General features: G+C 36.3%; 15 protein-coding genes. 10 read left to right on the top strand and 5 right to left on the bottom strand.

Going from position 1 to position 18,353, the window contains the following annotated elements:
- Positions 1-2: 2 nt before the first annotated feature.
- Both AC13DP_RS08905 and AC13DP_RS08900 read left to right on the top strand, forming a co-directional pair.
- Positions 3-1,853, top strand: a complete 1,851-nt coding sequence (locus AC13DP_RS08905; protein WP_483067622.1) for a beta-galactosidase — start codon at positions 3-5, stop codon at positions 1,851-1,853.
- A 320-nt stretch (positions 1,854-2,173) separates the two neighbouring features.
- Positions 2,174-3,211: a sialidase family protein gene (locus tag AC13DP_RS08900; protein WP_483067621.1), complete on the top strand. Its 1,038-nt coding sequence runs from the start codon at positions 2,174-2,176 to the stop codon at positions 3,209-3,211.
- Here AC13DP_RS08900 and AC13DP_RS08895 read toward each other — a convergent pair whose 3' ends face one another.
- Positions 3,212-4,690 carry an SLC13 family permease gene (locus AC13DP_RS08895; protein WP_483067620.1) on the bottom strand — a complete coding sequence of 493 codons (1,479 nt, stop codon included), beginning with the start codon at positions 4,688-4,690 and terminating at the stop codon, positions 3,212-3,214. It abuts the gene before it with no gap.
- Between the two features lie 158 nt (positions 4,691-4,848).
- Here AC13DP_RS08895 and AC13DP_RS08890 point away from each other — a divergent pair, with 158 nt between their 5' ends.
- The 8 genes from AC13DP_RS08890 to AC13DP_RS08855 all read left to right on the top strand — a co-directional run bounded on the left by AC13DP_RS08890 (position 4,849) and on the right by AC13DP_RS08855 (position 14,658).
- Entirely contained in the window at positions 4,849-5,688 is an 840-nt protein-coding gene (locus AC13DP_RS08890; RefSeq protein WP_483067619.1) for a GLPGLI family protein, read from the top strand.
- Positions 5,689-5,825: 137 nt separating this feature from the next.
- Positions 5,826-8,456 (top strand): glycoside hydrolase family 2 protein, encoded by a 2,631-nt coding sequence (locus tag AC13DP_RS08885; RefSeq protein WP_483067618.1) that lies wholly within the window; start codon positions 5,826-5,828, stop codon positions 8,454-8,456.
- A gap of 86 nt (positions 8,457-8,542) precedes the next feature.
- Complete coding sequence (locus tag AC13DP_RS08880) at positions 8,543-9,367, top strand: GLPGLI family protein (protein ID WP_483067617.1); 825 nt, start codon at positions 8,543-8,545, stop codon at positions 9,365-9,367.
- Between the two features lie 21 nt (positions 9,368-9,388).
- Positions 9,389-10,198, top strand: coding sequence for a GLPGLI family protein (locus tag AC13DP_RS08875; protein WP_483067616.1), 810 nt, complete (start codon positions 9,389-9,391; stop codon positions 10,196-10,198).
- A 27-nt stretch (positions 10,199-10,225) separates the two neighbouring features.
- Complete coding sequence (locus tag AC13DP_RS08870; protein WP_483067615.1) at positions 10,226-11,017, top strand: GLPGLI family protein; 792 nt, start codon at positions 10,226-10,228, stop codon at positions 11,015-11,017.
- A gap of 1 nt (position 11,018) precedes the next feature.
- Positions 11,019-13,655 carry a carboxypeptidase-like regulatory domain-containing protein gene (locus tag AC13DP_RS08865; RefSeq protein WP_483067614.1) on the top strand — a complete coding sequence of 879 codons (2,637 nt, stop codon included), beginning with the start codon at positions 11,019-11,021 and terminating at the stop codon, positions 13,653-13,655.
- 197 nt (positions 13,656-13,852) lie between these two features.
- The gene (locus AC13DP_RS08860) at positions 13,853-14,482 is read left to right on the top strand and encodes a copper homeostasis protein CutC (protein WP_483067613.1); all 630 of its coding nucleotides are present in this window, start codon (positions 13,853-13,855) and stop codon (positions 14,480-14,482) included.
- A 38-nt stretch (positions 14,483-14,520) separates the two neighbouring features.
- Positions 14,521-14,658 carry a hypothetical protein gene (locus AC13DP_RS08855; protein WP_013073541.1) on the top strand — a complete coding sequence of 46 codons (138 nt, stop codon included), beginning with the start codon at positions 14,521-14,523 and terminating at the stop codon, positions 14,656-14,658.
- Between the two features lie 311 nt (positions 14,659-14,969).
- Here the strand turns inward: AC13DP_RS08855 and groL are convergent, their stop codons facing one another.
- The 4 genes from groL to AC13DP_RS08835 all read right to left on the bottom strand — a co-directional run bounded on the left by groL (position 14,970) and on the right by AC13DP_RS08835 (position 18,353).
- Positions 14,970-16,607: a chaperonin GroEL gene (groL, locus tag AC13DP_RS08850; RefSeq protein ID WP_013073540.1), complete on the bottom strand. Its 1,638-nt coding sequence runs from the start codon at positions 16,605-16,607 to the stop codon at positions 14,970-14,972.
- A gap of 77 nt (positions 16,608-16,684) precedes the next feature.
- On the bottom strand, positions 16,685-16,960 hold the full coding sequence (locus tag AC13DP_RS08845) for a co-chaperone GroES (RefSeq protein ID WP_013073539.1): 276 nt from the start codon (positions 16,958-16,960) through the stop codon (positions 16,685-16,687).
- Positions 16,961-17,109: 149 nt separating this feature from the next.
- Positions 17,110-17,475: a preprotein translocase subunit SecG gene (gene secG / locus AC13DP_RS08840; protein ID WP_041579205.1), complete on the bottom strand. Its 366-nt coding sequence runs from the start codon at positions 17,473-17,475 to the stop codon at positions 17,110-17,112.
- Entirely contained in the window at positions 17,472-18,353 is an 882-nt protein-coding gene (locus AC13DP_RS08835) for a hypothetical protein (RefSeq protein ID WP_483067612.1), read from the bottom strand. Before AC13DP_RS08835 ends, secG begins: the two co-directional genes overlap by 4 nt.

Below are 18,353 nucleotides of genomic sequence, written 5' to 3'. Positions count from 1 at the left end.
CGATGCGATTTTTAGCAAAACTCATTCTTCTTTTTTGCCTTGCCGTTAATACGACGCAGGCGCAAGATGAGGTTTTTAAAATTGAAGATGGTAATTTTAAGTATAAAGGAGAGCCCATACACATTTATGCAGGAGAAATGCATTATGCTAGAATTCCAAAGGCTTATTGGCGGCATCGCCTGCAAATGATAAAAGCTTTAGGTTTAAATGCTGTGAATACTTATGTTTTTTGGAATTACCATAATACAGCACCGGGAAAATGGGATTGGACCTCAGGAAATAAAAATCTGCCGGAGTTTATAAAAATGGCTAAAGAAGAAGGCCTGTTCGTAATTCTTCGCCCCGGACCTTATGCGTGTGCCGAATGGGAATTTGGAGGTTATCCGTGGTGGCTTCAAAAGAACCCGGATCTTAAAATTCGTCAAAATAACCCGGCTTTTTTGGATTCCTGTCGTACATATATTAACGAGTTTGCTACTCAGGTCAAACCATTTCAGGCTAGTAATGGAGGAAATGTAATTATGGTACAGGCTGAAAATGAATTTGGGTCTTTTGTGGCACAACGAGAAGATATTTCTACTGAAGACCATAAAGCCTACAAACAAAAAATCTTTGACATGCTCAAAGATTCTGGTTTGGACGGTCCGTTTTTCACCTCAGATGGAACATGGTTGTTTAAGGGAGGAGCGATAGACGGGGTATTACCCACCGCAAACGGAGAGAATAATGTTGCCAACCTTAAAAAAGCGGTAAATGAATATCACAACGGAGAAGGTCCTTATATGGTTGCTGAGTTCTATCCTGGATGGCTGGATCACTGGGCAGAACCGTTTAATAAGATTAGTGCCGAAGCAATTGCCAAGCAAACGGAAGTATATCTTAAGAACGATGTAGATTTTAACTTTTATATGGTGCATGGCGGAACCAATTTTGGGTTTACCAGTGGCGCCAATTATAACGACGATCATGATATACAACCTGATATCACCAGTTATGATTATGATGCACCAATTTCTGAAGCCGGATGGGCAACGCCAAAATATAGGGCAATTAGAAAATTGATGAAGGAATATGTGGCATATGATATTCCTGAAATTCCAAAACAAATTCCGGTGATATCCATTCCAGAAATTAAACTAAATAAAAAGCAAAGTGCACTCGATGTTATCAAAGCATCGAAACCTGTTATAGCTGATGCGCCGATGAGTTTTGAAGCACTTGATCAGGGCTATGGTTATGTGTTGTATCGTAAAAAATTTACACAGCCCATTACCGGGAAGTTGCAAATTCCCGGGTTGCGGGATTATGCCACAATCTATGTGAACGGTAAATATGTAGGGAAACTAAACCGTATGTATAATGAATACGAAATGGATATTAAAATTCCTTTTAACGGAACTTTAGAAATCCTGGTTGAGAACATGGGGCGTATTAATTATGGAGCAAAAATGACCAAAAATAAAAAGGGAATTATTAAAGCGGTAAGTATTAACGATTACGAGATTTCTGGTGGTTGGGAGATGTACAAAGCTCCATTTGATAGTGCGCCAGCGTTAAGCAATGAGCAGGAAATCAAAAATGGGTTACCGGTATTGTATTCAGGCAATTTTGATCTAGAAGAAATAGGAGATACATTTTTGGATATGCAAAAGTGGGGTAAAGGAATAGTTTTCGTAAATGGTCATCATCTTGGTCGTTATTGGAAAGTTGGTCCGCAGCAAACACTTTATTTGCCGGGATGCTGGTTAAAAGAGAAAGGAAATACGATTACAATTTTAGAGCAGCTAAATGAAGACCCAAAATCGACAATTTCAGGTTTAGAGAAACCGATTTTGGACAGCTTGTCTCAATAAGTCTTCATGTAAGTTCACTTAAAGTGAATAGTTTGTTTGACAGTGGAAGGAGGACCGCCATCCTCCTTCCTTTTTTTTAAAATGGAGTTTAAGATATGCCTGCTTTTTTTTAAAAAAAAGCTTAGATAAAAATTGAATTTTAAGTAAGTGTAAGTTTGTTTCAATTGTTAGGGAAGAGGAGTAGTTTACCTCTTCCTTTTTTTTACTCGATGATCGAGATGAAATACTGCGTTCCTGTCCTGCTATCGGGATGCCTCGAAATAAAAAATAATGTTATAATAATACCCCATTGTTCTGGGGAAGTTTACTTTTTCTGAATTATGAAAGCGAGATTTGTTGTTTTAGTCGTATTTTTTAGTCTAAAGATAAGTGCGCAGCAAAACGTGAAATTTAAAGTTTTGGATTCTGGTTTTATTTATACGAAAGCTAGTTTTCCTTCTGCTCATGCATCAACTATTGAAGAGTTGGAAAACGGTGATATAATCGCTGCCTGGTTTGGCGGAACGCACGAAAGACATCCCGATGTTAGCATTTATACCAGTATAAAAACAGTATCCGGCTGGTCCTCTCCTAAAAAAGTAGCGACTGGCTATCAAAGCGATACACTAAGTTATCCTACCTGGAATCCCGTGTTGTTTAAAACAAATAATAAACTATTTTTATTCTATAAAATAGGCCCTTCTCCTTCAACCTGGTGGGGTGCTTATAAAATTTCAACAGATCACGGGAAAACCTGGAGTGAGAAAAAAATGCTTCCTGAAGATATTCTTGGATCTATAAAAAATAAGCCAATTCAGCTTAAAAATGGCCGAATTGTAAGTCCGTCCAGCGAAGAACTTCAGGATGGTGAAATTTGGAAGGCACATATGGAAATTTCAGATGATTACGGTAAAACCTGGAGAAAAGTTCCGGTCAACGAGAATTCAGCATATAAAGTTATTCAGCCTAGTATCGTTCAGCTTCAAAACGGAAATTTAAAAGCTTTTTTCAGAAGCGATCAGGATGCAGTTTTAGAAAGCACCAGTATAGATAATGGAGAAACCTGGAGTGATTTCAGTAAATCTGAATTGGCAAACCCCAATTCGGGTATCGATGCTGTAAGTCTTATAAACGGCGGATTCCTGATGGTTTATAATCCTATGGCAAGTGGTGATAATTGGTGGGAAGGTAGAAGTAAGCTTTATCTTGCCTATTCAAAAGACGGTGAAAATTGGCAGGATATATTAAAATTAGAAAATCAAGAAAAAGGAGAATACAGCTACCCTGCCATAATTCAGACGGAAAATGGTGAAATTTATATCACCTATACCTATGACAGGGAAAAGATCAAATATTTTAGATTGAAGCGTGCTAGTTAACTATTTAAAGATTTTCGGGATGGTATAAGGATCAAAGTCCCAGATGAATGGTAAAGCAAAATAAATGATCAGGCTGATGATTAAAATAGATAAGATATTTAACCAAAAGCCTGTTTTCATCATATCGACAATTTTTAAGTAGCCAGATCCAAATACCACCGCATTAGGCGGTGTGGCAACAGGGAGCATAAAAGCGCAGCTGGCAGCTAAAGTAGCGGCAACCATTAAAAAATAAGGATGCAGGTGTAGTGCTAGCGCCATGGGTGCCAGAATGGGTAATAGCATGGCGGTTGTCGCGAGGTTAGAAGTCACTTCAGTCAAAAAGTTTACAGATGCTACTAAGATCAGGATGAGTAAAAATAACGGTAAATTTTCAAGATTTACCAGTTGCTCGCCAATCCAGTTTGCTAATCCCGTATCGCTAAAAGCCTTTGCTAGTGCCATCCCGCCGCCAAAAAGCAATATAATTCCCCATGGAATTTTTACAGCTTCTTCCCAAGTTAACAGCTGTTTTTGTTTCTCTTTGTTTTTTCCAGACGGAATTAAGAATAATAATATGCCTGCCGTCATGGCAATAATTGTATCATCTATATTCGGTAAAAATTTTTCGAGAAAAAATGAACGGGTAATCCAACACACTGCAGTAAATACAAAAACGACAAGAATACGTTTTTCCTGTGTGCTTATTTTACCTAATTCGGTAAGTAATCTTTTAATTTCGGTTTTTCCACCGGGAAATTCCTTTTGTTTAAACGTAAAGGCGATGCTGGTAATATATTTCCAGCAAAAAAATAAAAGCAGAATGGAGATGGGCATTCCCAAAAGCGCCCATTTAACAAAGCTAATTTCAATTCCATATAATTCTTCTACGATCCCAGCGAAAACAAGGTTTGGAGGTGTGCCGATTAAGGTTCCAATTCCTCCAATAGAAGCACTGTAAGCGATAGCTAACATGAGTGCTTTCCCAAAGGTCTTATTTTCGTTTTCACTGGTTTGGGGATTGTCTTTTAGCTGAGAAATTATCGCGGTGCCAATTGGTAACATCATTACAGAGGTTGCGGTATTCGAGATCCACATCGATAAAAATGCGGTAGCCACCATAAATCCAAGAATGATAAACTTGATGTTAGTACCAATTAAATTGATGATGTTTAGGGCAATTCGGCGGTGTAAATTCCATTTTTCAATAGCTACAGCGATAAAAAAACCACCCATGTATAAAAATACATATTTATGGCCGTAAGAAGCAGTAGTGAGTCCAATTTCTAAAGCTCCGCTTAAGGGAAAAAGCACTATAGGTAGTAATGCAGTTGCAGCAATAGGGATAATTTCAGTAACCCACCAAATGGCCATCCAAATCGTTATGGCTAATACATGAAAAGCTTCAGGCGTCATTCCTTCGGGTGGCTGCAAAAATTGAAATATTGCAAAAATTAATGGACCGGCAATTAAAATTATGCGTTTAAGACTACTGTTCATTTTTGATTTATTATCGGTGGGAAGATAAATATTTTCTGAACAAGACGATAATCCTATTTATTACTATTAAATTAGTTTCATTACTAAAAAAATAGTTTAAAAATTGCATGGTTAGATTTAATATTAGATATTGTGATAGAAATCAATCAACTATGCTTATGAATAATAAAATTATCGTTGCTTTAAGTTTTTTAGTCTTCAATTTTTTTGAGGTTCAGGCTCAAGATGACCTAAATTACCGGGTGACCTACACGCTTACTTTTAAACTGGATTCTACCGATCTGGAGTCCAGTAAATCAGAAACTATGTGGCTTTTTGCTAATAATGAATCATCTCTGTTTTTAAGTAAAGGAGCAGCTTTAAAAGACTCTATGTCTGTTAACGTAAACCTTGCCGATATTGGATCTGAACGATGGAAAAGTAAAACGGAGGCCGCGAAGACCGAATTTAATTATCGTGTGTTTAAAGATAAATCAGATAATAAAGTGGGGTACGGAATTAAGCTGATAAGTGATAAACTATATTATTCGCAGCCTATGGATCAATTAAATTGGGAGATACAAGCTGAGACCAAGGAAATCTCAGGGTATCAGGCACAAAAAGCAACTATAAGTTTTGCAGGGCGTGATTATACGGCGTGGTTCACTCCGGAAATTCCGCTTACAGATGGACCCTATAAATTTTCAGGATTACCCGGATTAATTTTGGAGTTACAGGATAGCGATGCTGAATATGTCTTTGAATTTAACGGTTTCGAAGAATTATCTACTCCTTTAGCGTATAAAATTTTTCCAGAGGAATATAAGGAAATTAAAAAGAAGGAACTTATGGATTTAGTCGCAACCTATGAAAGTGACCCCATTAGTTATATCAATAATTATGTAGGTGAAGGTGGTAAAGTTATACGGATAGGTTTAGAAGGTGATGATAAAAAGAATTACCTCAAAAAACATAGAGAGCGATTAGCAAAAAAGAATAACCCCATAGAACTAGACTAGATTTTATTTTAAGAATATGTAATACTATTGTCTTAAATTATTAAGAATCGTTTAGCACTTCGAGACTGTTGTTTGTCGAAAAAAATTTGTACGCTGGTATTTATTACAGATTTTCAATGTTTAATATTGTCAATCTTATGCGCAAAAAGTACATTCTCGTCTATTTTTTATTAGGTTTTATTCAATTTACAGGATTTTCTCAGCAAAATTATGAGCTTAATTCGGGTTGGAAAACAATTTCTATGGAAGAAGTAGCAGCCAGGGGAGAAGAGATCTCCAATACATCTTTTGCTGTAGATAATTGGAAAGATGCTACTGTACCCGGTACAATCCTAACCACGCAACTTAATAATGGTGAAATTCCCGATCCATTTTTTGGGATGAACAACGAAGAAATTCCGGATATCTATGATGTAGGCCGCGATTTTTATACCTATTGGTTTGTAAAGGATTTCGAAGAGAAAGCAAAGAAAGGCGAGCAGGTCTGGTTAAATTTCCGTGGGATAAATTATAGCGTCGATATTTTTCTAAACGGAAAGAAAGTCAACAAGGAAGAATACAAAGGAATGTTTCTTCGGAAGCGTTTTAATATCACAAAATTTCTTGCTAAAAATAGCCAAAATCGCCTTGCAGTGATCGTTTACCCAGCACCGCATGTTGGCAATCCAAATGGTGGCCAGGGTGGTGATGGAACTATCGCACGTGGTGTTGCTCATCAATACGTTGCCGGTTGGGATTGGATTCAGCCAATTCGTGATCGTAATACCGGAATTTGGGATAAAGTAATTATCGAAAAAACAGGTGCGGTAAATCTTAAAAATCCGCATGTGGTGACCAAAGTACCTGAAAAACGACTTCCGGGAGAAAAGCAGAAGCCAGCTAAAATTGCTTTTACTGCCGAAGTTGAAAATCCCACTTCAAAAACGGTTGAAGGAACACTGTCTTTTAAAATTGCAGATCAAATTATCGAAAAGGAAGTAAGCCTGGCGGCGAATACAGAAATGCTGGTAGCACTTCCAGAATTCGAAATTGAAGATCCAAAACTTTGGTGGCCTTCAGGTTATGGCGCACAAAACTTATATGATGCCGAAGTTGAATTCAGTATAAAAAATAAAACTTCAGATAAAGAAAAGCTAAAAGTGGGAATCCGCGAAATCCAAACCGAGTGGAATTCGCATACACGCAGTAAACAGATATTTGTTAACGGGCAGCCTATTTTTATAAAGGGAGGAAACTGGATCATCTCAGATGCGATGCTTCGTTTCACTAAAGAGCGTTATGATGCCGAGATTCGTTTTCATAGGGATATGAATCTAAACCTTATTAGGATTTGGGGAGGAGCATTACCAGAGCGACCAGAATTTTATGAAGCCTGTGATAAATATGGGATGCTAGTGATTCAGGATTTTTGGATGTCTGGTGATTGTAATGGTAGATGGTTAGATCCCAAGAAAAAAGACGATCAGTGGACGCGCAGGCAATACCCAGATGATCACGAGTTGTTTATCGAATCTGCAGCAGATGCGGTAAAATTAATGCGAAATCACGCATCCTTGGCAATTTGGTGTGGTGGTAACGAGATTACGCCACCGCAGGATATTTTGTTTGCCATTAAAGATTCGATCTTGCCAGAGTTAGATGGAACACGCTGGTTTATCGATTACTCCAATTCAGATGAGATGTCTTATAATTTCAAAGGAGGGAACGGTGATGGTCCGTATGGCATTCAGAATATTTCGACTTTTTGGGAAGAGCGTACCTGGCCTTTTAATTCTGAAGTTGGTTCTGTAGGTACTGGGGATGAAGTTAGTTTGAAGCGTTTTCTGCCCAAGGAAAATTATACTGTTCCCGTAGAATATGATGGGACTGAAGCCGTAAAAGACCCGGTTTGGACCTATCATAAATATATCGATTATGGAAACTCTTTAGAACCTTATGGAACGCCAGAAGATATGGCTGATTTTGCTGAAAAGGCGCAGCTGGTAAATTACAATCAGTATCGTGCATTAATAGAAGGTTTTAGTGCACATATGTGGGATTGGTATACAGGTTCGATCATCTGGAAAACTCAGAATCCCTGGACGGCACTTCGCGGACAGATGTATGATTACTACCTAGATCCTAATGCCTGTTTATTTGGACTTAGAGAAGGAAGCAAGCCATTGCATATCATGTATAATCCTGTTAGTAGCGATGTTTATATGGTAAATAATGGTTTTAAAGCCGAATATGATTTAATGTTAGGCATTAAACTGTACGATATGGAAGGAAATGAAAAGCCGGTAACCCAGGTCTTTTCTTATATAGAAGGCTCTAGTGCTAAAAAAATATTGTCGCTAAAAAAGCAAATCGATACGCTAGCTGCGGAAAAGGGTTTGTTTTTAAAATTAGATATCAGAAACAAGGATCAGGAAGTTTTAGATGAAAATTTCTATTGGATTCCGGACAGTTCGGGAACGTATTCTGGTTTACAGAATTTAGCCAAAACCAAGGTTGAAGCCGAAATTGAAAAAGTCGCTGAGAATAAATTTATGCTGAAAATCACTAATCCTGAAAATAATACAGTTTCTTTCTTTAACCGAATCTCTTTAGAAAATTCGGAAACGGGCGAACGCATCTTACCAACTTTCTACGACGATAACTATTTCTCCATAGTTCCTGGAGCAACCCGGGAGATCATTTTGGAAGCGGCAGGAAATGAAGTGAACGATCTTCAAATTTCCATAGAAGGCTGGAATACAGATCGAATGCTAATTCCGGTAAATTAACTTATTTTTCTAGTTTTATTACTAAAAAACTAGTTGATTTATTGTTTCTTAAGTTTTTTTAAGGCATCTTAGATAAAATTTCTTTTATGAAATCTATCCTGATGCCTTTTTTCCTGTGTTTTTCTGTGATATTCTATGCCCAGAAAACCGATATTCAATATTCCTATAAAGCGACTTATAATCTCGAATATCAGGAAGATTCTACCGATCAAAATTCAATAAAATCAGAGACTGTTGTACTTTATTTAGGAGAAGGCGTGTCTCGATATTCCAGTTTGGGTAAGGCAGTTAAAGATTCTTTAACCGAAACTTTAGATCCTTCAAATAAAAGTATGGCTGAGTTTTATCGAATTAGAAGTATAACTCCAGAAACCGATTTTCACTATAAGATCTTCAAAAATCATAATGATAACGAACTTATTTTAGCCGAAAAAGTTTTTAAGGATAAACTGAAATATAAACAGACTTTAAATCTCATGAACTGGGAAATAGAGCAGGAAACTAAAGAAGTTTTAGGATATAAAGTTCAAAAAGCTTCAGGCTCTTTTGCCGGCAGAGAATATGAAGCCTGGTTCTCGCCAGAGCTTCCATTTTCAGATGGGCCATACAAATTTGCTGGTTTGCCTGGACTTATTTTGGAGATTTCAGATCTTCAGGATCACTATCACTTTACTTTCTCAGCATTTCAGGAATTAGAAAAATTAGTATCTAAAACATTGAATTTGGACGATTATAAAGAAGTTTCTCAGCAAGATCTCGATCAGGTTCGTAATGATTATAAAAGAGATCCACTTACTGCAATGAATAATGCTGGCATCACTATAGAATGGAATGATGAAGCTAAAGCTAAGAGAGAGTTGAGTGAAGCGCATAAAAATCGTAACAATCCAATTGAACTTCAATCAAAATAAATTTTTTAATCGAAAATCATTATGAAATTCAAAATAGGTCTAATATTGCTTTTCTTTTCATTTAAGATTTTAGCACAGCAACAATCCCAGGCAAAGTTCAATTATAAAGCGACCTATCAACTAGAGTATCAGGAAGATTCTACTGATGAAAATTCTTTAAAGTCTGAAGTCAGTGTCCTTTATTTAGGTGATAGGCGATCAAGATATTCCAGCTTAGGCCAGGCGATGAAAGATTCTTTAGAAAATAAGCCCAATCCTGAAGTTGTAAGGATGGACCAGTATAATCAAATGACCGATTTTAAATACACGATCTTTAAAGATTACCAGAATAGAGAACTTGTTTTAGCTGAAAAGATTTTTCAATACAGTTTTAAGTATAAGCAGGATTTAAACCAGATTGATTGGGAAATTCAGTCAGAAACTAAAGAAATATTGGGCTTTAAGGTTCAAAAAGCTACAGGTGCTTTTGCCGGTAGAGATTACATCGCCTGGTTCGCGCCAGAGCTACCATTCTCTGATGGCCCTTATAAGTTTAGTGGTTTGCCAGGACTTATTTTAGAAATTTCAGATTTACAAAATCAATATCATTTTAGCTTAACAATTTTTCAGGAATTAGATAAACCAGTAAGTAGAATATTGAATTTGGATGATTATAAAGTAGTTTCTCAAAAAGAACTCGACCAGGTTCGTAACGATTATAATCGTGATCCTATTGGAGCAATGCAGAAGGCAGGAATTAGATTTGGTTGGAGCGAAGAAGATGAAGCTAAACAAAGAAAGGAGCTAACCAAAAAGTATAAAAGACGAAATAATCCTATTGAGCTCCAGTAATACCATTTTCATCAATCAAAACTCATCATGAAACTAAAACTATTATTCATATTAATATTTTTCTCTTTTAGGATCTCAGCGCAGGGAACTATAAAGGAAAAATTCGATTATGAAGTAATATATAAGCTGTCTTTTAAATTAGATTCTACTCTTGTTAAACCAGAAAGTGAATATATGATGCTTTATATGGGGAAAGACTATTCGTATTATATAAGTAGAGCTCAAAACTTTGCAGATGAAATAAAAGTAAAGGGAAACTCTGGTAGTACATCCAAAAATGCCTTGACTAATTTTCATTATCAAATTTTAAAAGAAATAAAAAGCGATAGGTTGTTTTATATTCATCAAATTGCTTCAGATCGATTTTATTTTGGAAAGGATAAGAATATCTTCAATTGGCAAATAGAAACTGAGACCAAAGAAATAAAGGGGTATAAAGTCCAAAAAGCCATTACAAACTTTGCTGGGAGAGATTATGTGGCCTGGTTTACTCCAGATGTTCCAATTTCAGACGGGCCTTATAAATTTAATGGCTTGCCGGGATTAATTCTAGAGATTTCTGACGTAGAAAATGAATGGAATTTTGAGTTTGTCGGTTTAAAAAAACTATCGCCAAAACAGGATTTTAAACTCAAATTTAATCAGCTTATAAAAACAAGTCCGGCAGAGTTAAAAGCAACTAATCTTCGTTACCGTAAGGATCCTTTTACTTATGTAAATAATCCAAACATTACTATTTCGCCAGAAGTTCACCAAAAATACATCGAATCTTTTGCTGAAATGCTGGAGAAAGAAAATAACCCTATAGAGCTGGAATAGTATGAAAAAAATACTCTTTACAATACTATCAATATTCGTTGTTTTTGCAGGTTATTCTCAGACTGAAATTACCGGACAGGTTTTCGATGATAATAATGAAAAACTTAGTGGTGCAACGGTAATGATCAGTAAAGATTCGGTTTCTTCGATCCTGGCTTATGGAATTTCAGACTCCGATGGTAAATTTAAGATAGCTGTGAAAAGTGATAGTGAATCCTTGTCTTTAAAAGTTTCTTACATTGGTTTTGCTACGTTCGAAAAAACTATTCAGAATAAAGCGCAGCAATTAGAAGTGCAACTTTTGCCTTCTTCAGAAGCCTTGAAAGAAGTCATTGTGAAATCTGAAATTTTACAGCAACGTGGCGATACGCTCAGTTTTTCGGTAGACGCTTTTAAAGATAAAAACGACCGGGTGATTGCTGATATTTTAAAGAAGTTACCGGGAATCGATATTCGACCAAATGGTCAAATCTATTATAAAGATGAGCCAATCCAGAAGTATTATATCGAAGGTTTGGATTTATTAGAAGGGCGCTATAATTTGGCCAATAATAATCTTTCGGCTGATGCAGTTTCTAAAGTCGAGATCTTGGAAAATCATCAGCCTGTAAAAGTTTTGGATAGTCTTGAGTTTTCAGAGCGCGCTTCGATAAATATAAAGCTTAAAAAGGATATTACTGTTAGCGGAACGGCCACCGCCGGGATGGGTGCTGCGCCTTTGCTGTGGCAAACAAAGGTGACGCCAATGATCTTTACTAAAAAGCGACAGGCGATCGTCACCTACCAAAGTAATAATACCGGAAGCGATGTATCTGGCGAGATTCGTAATTTTTCGATCAATTTTTTTGGAGATGAATATAATATCGATAAAACAGATTGGCTGTCAATTCAAAATGTCTCACCACCCCCATTTTCGGCAGAACGCTGGTTGGATAATAACGTACATTTAGGTTCGGCAAACATTTTGCAACGAGTTAAAGAAGATATAGATTTAAAACTAAATATTTCTTATCTGAATGATTATCAGCAGCAGGATGGAAGTACACAAACACGTTATTTTACACCTACAGATACCATTGATGTAATCGAAAATACCAGTAATAATATTTTTGTAAGCCAGTTAGAAGGACAACTTACCTTAGAGAATAATACCGATAAAAATTACCTGAAAGATCAATTAGAGTTTAACGGTTCCTGGAATACAAATCGTGGTTTGATAGATCGCCCCGATGCAAAAATCAAACAAAGGCTGGACAATCCTTTTTTCGGAATAAAAAACGATTTGCGCCTGCTTAGAACTATTGGAAAACAATTGATCACTTTTAATTCTAATATCGGTTTTACAGAGACTAATCAGGATCTACTGGTGCAACCAGGACAATTTGAAGCTATCTTTAATAATGGTGATCCTTATGGTGAAATTCAGCAACAGGTTTCTTCAAGGAAGATGTATGCTGATAATTCGGCTGGGTTTACCAAGGCCCTTGGCAAATTTACCATATCACCCAAATTTGGGTTTTCGATCCAAGATCAGCAATTAGATACCGATATTTTTTTGGAAGATGGGGAAGAGGTTTTAGATGCTGATTTTAAGAACAGAACCGAATTTGTAGAATCTTCGGTCTATTTTAAAAATTCTTTCAGGTTTAAAAGTAAGGATGAGACCTGGAATTTAAATTTAAGTACGCCGTTTCAATTTAAAAGTTTTCAGCTTAAAGACCGAAATTTTGAAGAAAAAAGAAGTTTAGATCGATTGGTTTTTGAGCCTAGATTTTCTGTGAATAAAAAGCTTTCAGCCTTTTGGGATGCTAATGCTTCAGCAGGATTAAGTTATGATTTTGGAGAACTTCAGCAGTTATATTATGGATTCTTATTGAATAATTATCGAAATTTAAATCGGTACAACGCGCCAATTTCTGAAGAAACACGACAATATTATAGCGGCGGGATAGCTTATCGAAATCCCTTAAAGCAACTGTTTTTAAATACGTCTTATTCCTATAGTTATTCTGAAAATAACTTGTTGTACAGTTCTAATATTGGTGAAAATGGAACAAGGATTTTAGAAGCGGTGGTGCAAGATAATAGCTTCGATAATCATAGCTTTAAAGCTGGCGGTAGTAAATATTTTAGAAAATTAAAAACAACATTTAAATTGAACGCCTCCTATAACTTATCAAAACGCCAGCAACTTTTAAACAATACGTTGGCTGAGGTGAATACACAGAGTTTTAATCTGAGAGGGAGCATCGATGCAGAAGTTTCCAGTTGGTTAATTGCGAATTACTCGGGAAATTTTTCGACTTATACTTCGGGTTTTGGAGAGCGTGATTTTCAGCAAATCGAAACGCAGCAACATACCATAGATCTTTATTTTTATCCTAAGGGTAATCAGTATTTAAGTGTAAGTAGTGAATATTATGGCAATTCTTTATCTGAAAATGGAGATAATTATTTTGTGAACCTGAGCTATCAGTTTACTTTTGAGAAGCCAAAAATGGATTTAAACATTAGTTGGCGAAATATCCTGAATACCGATCAATTTATCAACGCCAGTAACAATCAATATTATTACATACAAAGTAGTTATCGATTACGGCCATCACAAGTTTTAGCAACTTTAAAATTTACCTTTTAGAGAATCATTTATACGTGTGTCTATTAAACCAGCGTTACATCCAGATAATTACTTCCAGGCTTTAAGGTAAGGTAGATAAATATTCCATAATGCCCTAAAACAAGTTCGTGATGACTATAATTTACGCTGAATCTTTAGCGATCAACTTACACAATGATTAATTTTCTTAGGTTTACACTAAATTATATCCTTTAAAAATGATCAGTTTCATAAAAGAAGCCTGTGTAGAATCTCTAGATGAAGCTTTAAAAGCTGAAGAACAGGGCGCAGATCGAATAGAACTATGTGCAGATTTATCGCAGGATGGTATTACCCCGGAAAGGGATGTTATACGAAAAGCTAAAGAACAACTTAGAATTCCTATTAGAGTAATGATTCGTCCGCGCGGAGGCGATTTTGTGTATACTGCTTCCGAAGTTAATCAGATGATGCAGGATATCAAATTTTGTAAAGTGATAGGGGTAGAGGGAGTAGTTTTTGGGATTTTAAAGGAAAACAATACATTGGATTTAGGAAGAATTGCTGCACTGGCAGCACATTCAAGTCCGTTAAAAATAGTAATCCATAAAGCGATCGATGAGACCCCTGATATTTTAAAAGCTACTGAAGGATTAACCCATATTAATGGGATATCAACTATTCTTAGTTCTGGAGGGAAAGCAACTGCAAAAGAAGGAATTTCAATTTTAAAAAAGATGATAGTTGTCGCAGGTAATAAGCTGGAAATCATGCCTGCCGGAAGGATAACTATTGGAAATTTAGACGAAATACATAAAAGTATCGGTGCATGTGCTTATCATGGACGCCAAATTGTTGGTGAGTATTAATATTTTTTTATAATTTAGCTAGTCCAAACGTTTTTTATATGGATATGGAACAGAAAGGAAAACCAGAGGCAAAATTAAGAACGGCAGTTTTAATTATTCTGGCAATCGTTGTTTTTCAGATAATTATGGATTGGAGTGATTTTAAGGCTGGCTTTTTAGGTGCTTTTTTGCATTAAATAAAAAGTCTTAAAAAATACTAATATTTCTTCCTTACGAAACTCGTTAATTTCAGTGGGTGTGTTATGTCGCTTTCACTGTAACTGTAAATGATCACCATTGAAAAGCTTTAACATAGTTTCCCTATTTTTAGATATCAGGTAAATTTTAGTTTTCCCTGAATAGCAATCTTTCTATTTTTAATTCTGTGCAGCATATCTTGAGATTTCTGATCCTCAAGCATTGTCTCTCTTATATGTATTTTGCAATTTATGCATAAAAAAAGCTGCCTTAAACGAATAAGACAGCTTTGTTTTTTAATGAGTGATGATTACATCATTCCTGGCATACCGCCACCCATTCCTTGTGGCATTCCTCCGCCACCATTATCTTCTTTGATGTCGATTAACGCACATTCTGTAGTTAAGATCATTCCTGATACAGAAGCTGCGTTCTCTAAAGCTACACGAGTAACTTTCTTAGGATCGATAATACCAGCTTTCATCATATCTACATAAGTGTCAGTCTTGGCATCATAACCAAAGTCTTTATCACCTTCAAGAACCTTGTTTATTACCACAGATCCTTCACCACCTGCATTTTCAACTATTGTTCTAAGTGGAGATTCGATAGCACGAGCTACAATTTGTATTCCTGTTGCTTCATCTGCATTTTCTGTGCTGATAGCTTCCAGAACAGCTTTTGCTCTTACTAAAGCTACACCACCACCGGCTACGATACCTTCTTCTACCGCCGCACGGGTTGCATGAAGTGCATCATCCACACGATCTTTCTTTTCTTTCATTTCGACTTCTGAAGCTGCACCAACATAAAGTACTGCAACACCACCGGCTAATTTAGCGAGACGCTCTTGTAGCTTTTCTTTGTCGTAATCTGAAGTGGTAGTTTCAATTTGTGCTTTGATTTGGTTTACACGCTCTTTAATAGCGTTATCGTCACCAGAACCATTAACTACGGTAGTGTTATCTTTATCGATAGCTACTTTCTCTGCAGTACCAAGCATATCAATAGTTGCATTTTCTAAAGAGAATCCTCTTTCTTCAGAAATTACAGTACCACCGGTAAGGATAGCGATATCTTCTAACATTGCTTTTCTACGATCTCCAAACCCTGGAGCTTTAACAGCCGCGATTTTAAGAGAACCTCTTAATTTGTTTACTACTAAAGTAGCCAATGCTTCCCCGTCTACATCCTCAGCAATGATTAAAAGCGGTTTTCCAGATTGTGCTACCGGCTCTAGAATTGGCATTAAATCCTTCATGGTAGATATTTTCTTGTCGAAAAGAAGGATATAAGGATTTTCCAGATCCGCAGTCATTTTCTCACTGTTAGTTACAAAGTAAGGAGAAAGATAACCTCTGTCAAACTGCATTCCTTCTACTACGTCTACGTAAGTATCGGTACCTTTAGCTTCTTCAACAGTAATAACACCTTCTTTACCTACTTTACCAAAAGCTTCAGCAATCAATTCTCCAATAAGTTCATCGTTATTTGCTGAAATAGAAGCAACCTGCTTAATTTTTTCTGAAGAATCACCAACTTCCTGAGTTTGTTCAGAAAGATTTTTCGTTAAAGCTTCAACTGCTTTATCGATTCCTCTTTTAAGATCCATTGGGTTTGCACCGGCAGCAACGTTTTTAAGGCCTTCCTTAACGATTGCCTGCGCAAGAACAGTTGCGGTAGTAGTACCGTCACCGGCAAGATCATTAGTTTTTGAAGCCACTTCTTTTACCATTTGAGCTCCCATGTTCTCCAGCTCGTCCTCTAATTCGATTTCCTTAGCTACAGAAACACCATCTTTAGTTACGGTTGGAGCACCAAAAGATTTACTGATAATTACGTTACGACCTTTTGGTCCTAAAGTTACTTTTACTGCATTTGCTAAAGCATCTACACCGCGCTTAATACCGTCACGTGCTTCGATGTCAAATTTTATATCTTTTGCCATTGTATTATAAATTTTAGTAGCCGAAAAATTCAGCTAAAAATTGGTTAATTTTAATTAAATTGAATTTGAGAAAGAAATTATACGATTGCTAGAATATCGTCTTCTCTCATGATAAGATAATCTGTACCTTCTAGTTTAAGTTCGGTACCGGCATATTTGCCATAAAGAACCGTGTCACCAACACTAACAGTCATCTCATGATCTTTAGTTCCTTTGCCAACTGCCACAACTTTTCCTCTTTGAGGTTTTTCTTTAGCAGTCTCTGGAATGTAGATACCTGAAGCTGTCTTGGTTTCAGCTGCTACAGGCTCGATAAGAACTCTGTCTGAAAGCGGTTTAATGTTTAGTCCCATTTTCTTTAAATTTATTTTGATTAATTAATTTTAAATATTCGTTGTTGAATATTTCGAAAATTATGCCACTCAAAAAAAGCTGACATTAATAAATAAAAAATGCCAGCTTTGTGACAAGCTGGCATTTTATTATAAATGGGTTTATTTTTTTACTGAGCGCTATCTGCAGCAGGAGCAGTTTGAGTTTGTTCATTTTGCTGTGCTGGAGCTGGAGTGGCTTCAGGTAAAGCATTTTCTACTTCGTCTTCATCAAAGATTTTAGAATCTCCAAAACCATTATTACCATCCATTATAGAAACATTACTAATTAGGATAAGTACTAATAAAGCGGTTGCCAGTGTCCAGGTACTTTTGTCTAAAAAGTCGTTTGTTTTCTGTACGCCACCAATTTGTTGACCGCCACCACCAAGAGAAGAGGATAAACCTCCACCTTTAGGGTTTTGCACCATGATCACTACCACTAGCAAAAATGCTACGATAACTATTAAAACTAAAAAAATTGTGAATGTGCTCATTCTTTATCTGTATTATTTTCCTGTAATTTTTCGATTGCCCGAATTTGGTCTGCAAAGAAACCACTTTTTTCGGGATTTTTCAAAATTAAAATTTTATAGGCCTGAATTGCCTTTTTATAATTTTTTTGTTCAAGGTAAACACGTGCTAAAGTCTCTGTCATCAAAGCTTCAGGAGCTGGGTTAGAAAGATCTGGGGTACTGGCTCTAGGCGAAGATTTAGCCGGTTTTATTTTGGGGTTCTTCGAAATAAAACGGTCTATAATGTCAAATTTCTTCTGAATATCTTCAGGAGCTTCCTTTTCTTTTTCAGCAGGTTTTTGCTGTTCAGGTTGTTTAAGAGGTTTTGCTGAAGTTAATCTAAGCCATTCTGAAAAACTATGTGATTCAGCATTATTGAATTGTAAAGGTTGTCCTATCTTTAATTGGTCCTCTGGTAATTCTTTCTCCTCTTCTTTGTTTTTGTTTTTAAAACGTTCAAAAAGTTCAGGATCCATCACTTTTTCAGATTCGTCCTGTTTCATTTGTATGGCCTCACCCATGGCCATACTCTTTCTCCCCAAAACTTCTATAGGTTCATAAACCTCAAGATTATTCAGTTTTTCGTCTTGTTTTTTTATCTGGTGAGCTATGCGATTTTGGTTAAAATTGGCAGAGCTTATATATTCAAAAAGAATTTCACGGTCGGTAGTATATGCTGCAGTTTTTCGTAAAGCCGAATTATAAGAAGGGCTATCGGCATCTTTTAAGCCTTTTAACCGAATTGCACGCGCTGCCTGAAAGTAAGGTGCATTCATTAGAATATCTTCTAACTCACGGGTTTCCTGAGGAGAAACTTCCTCGGGGTGTTCTAATAAATATGTGAAATTTTTTAAATCCAT

The sequence above is a fragment of the Zunongwangia sp. L-65 genome (assembly GCF_056859415.1).
The sequence above is the reverse complement of the archived record's forward strand: the minus strand, read 5'-3'. Positions and strand labels throughout refer to the sequence as shown.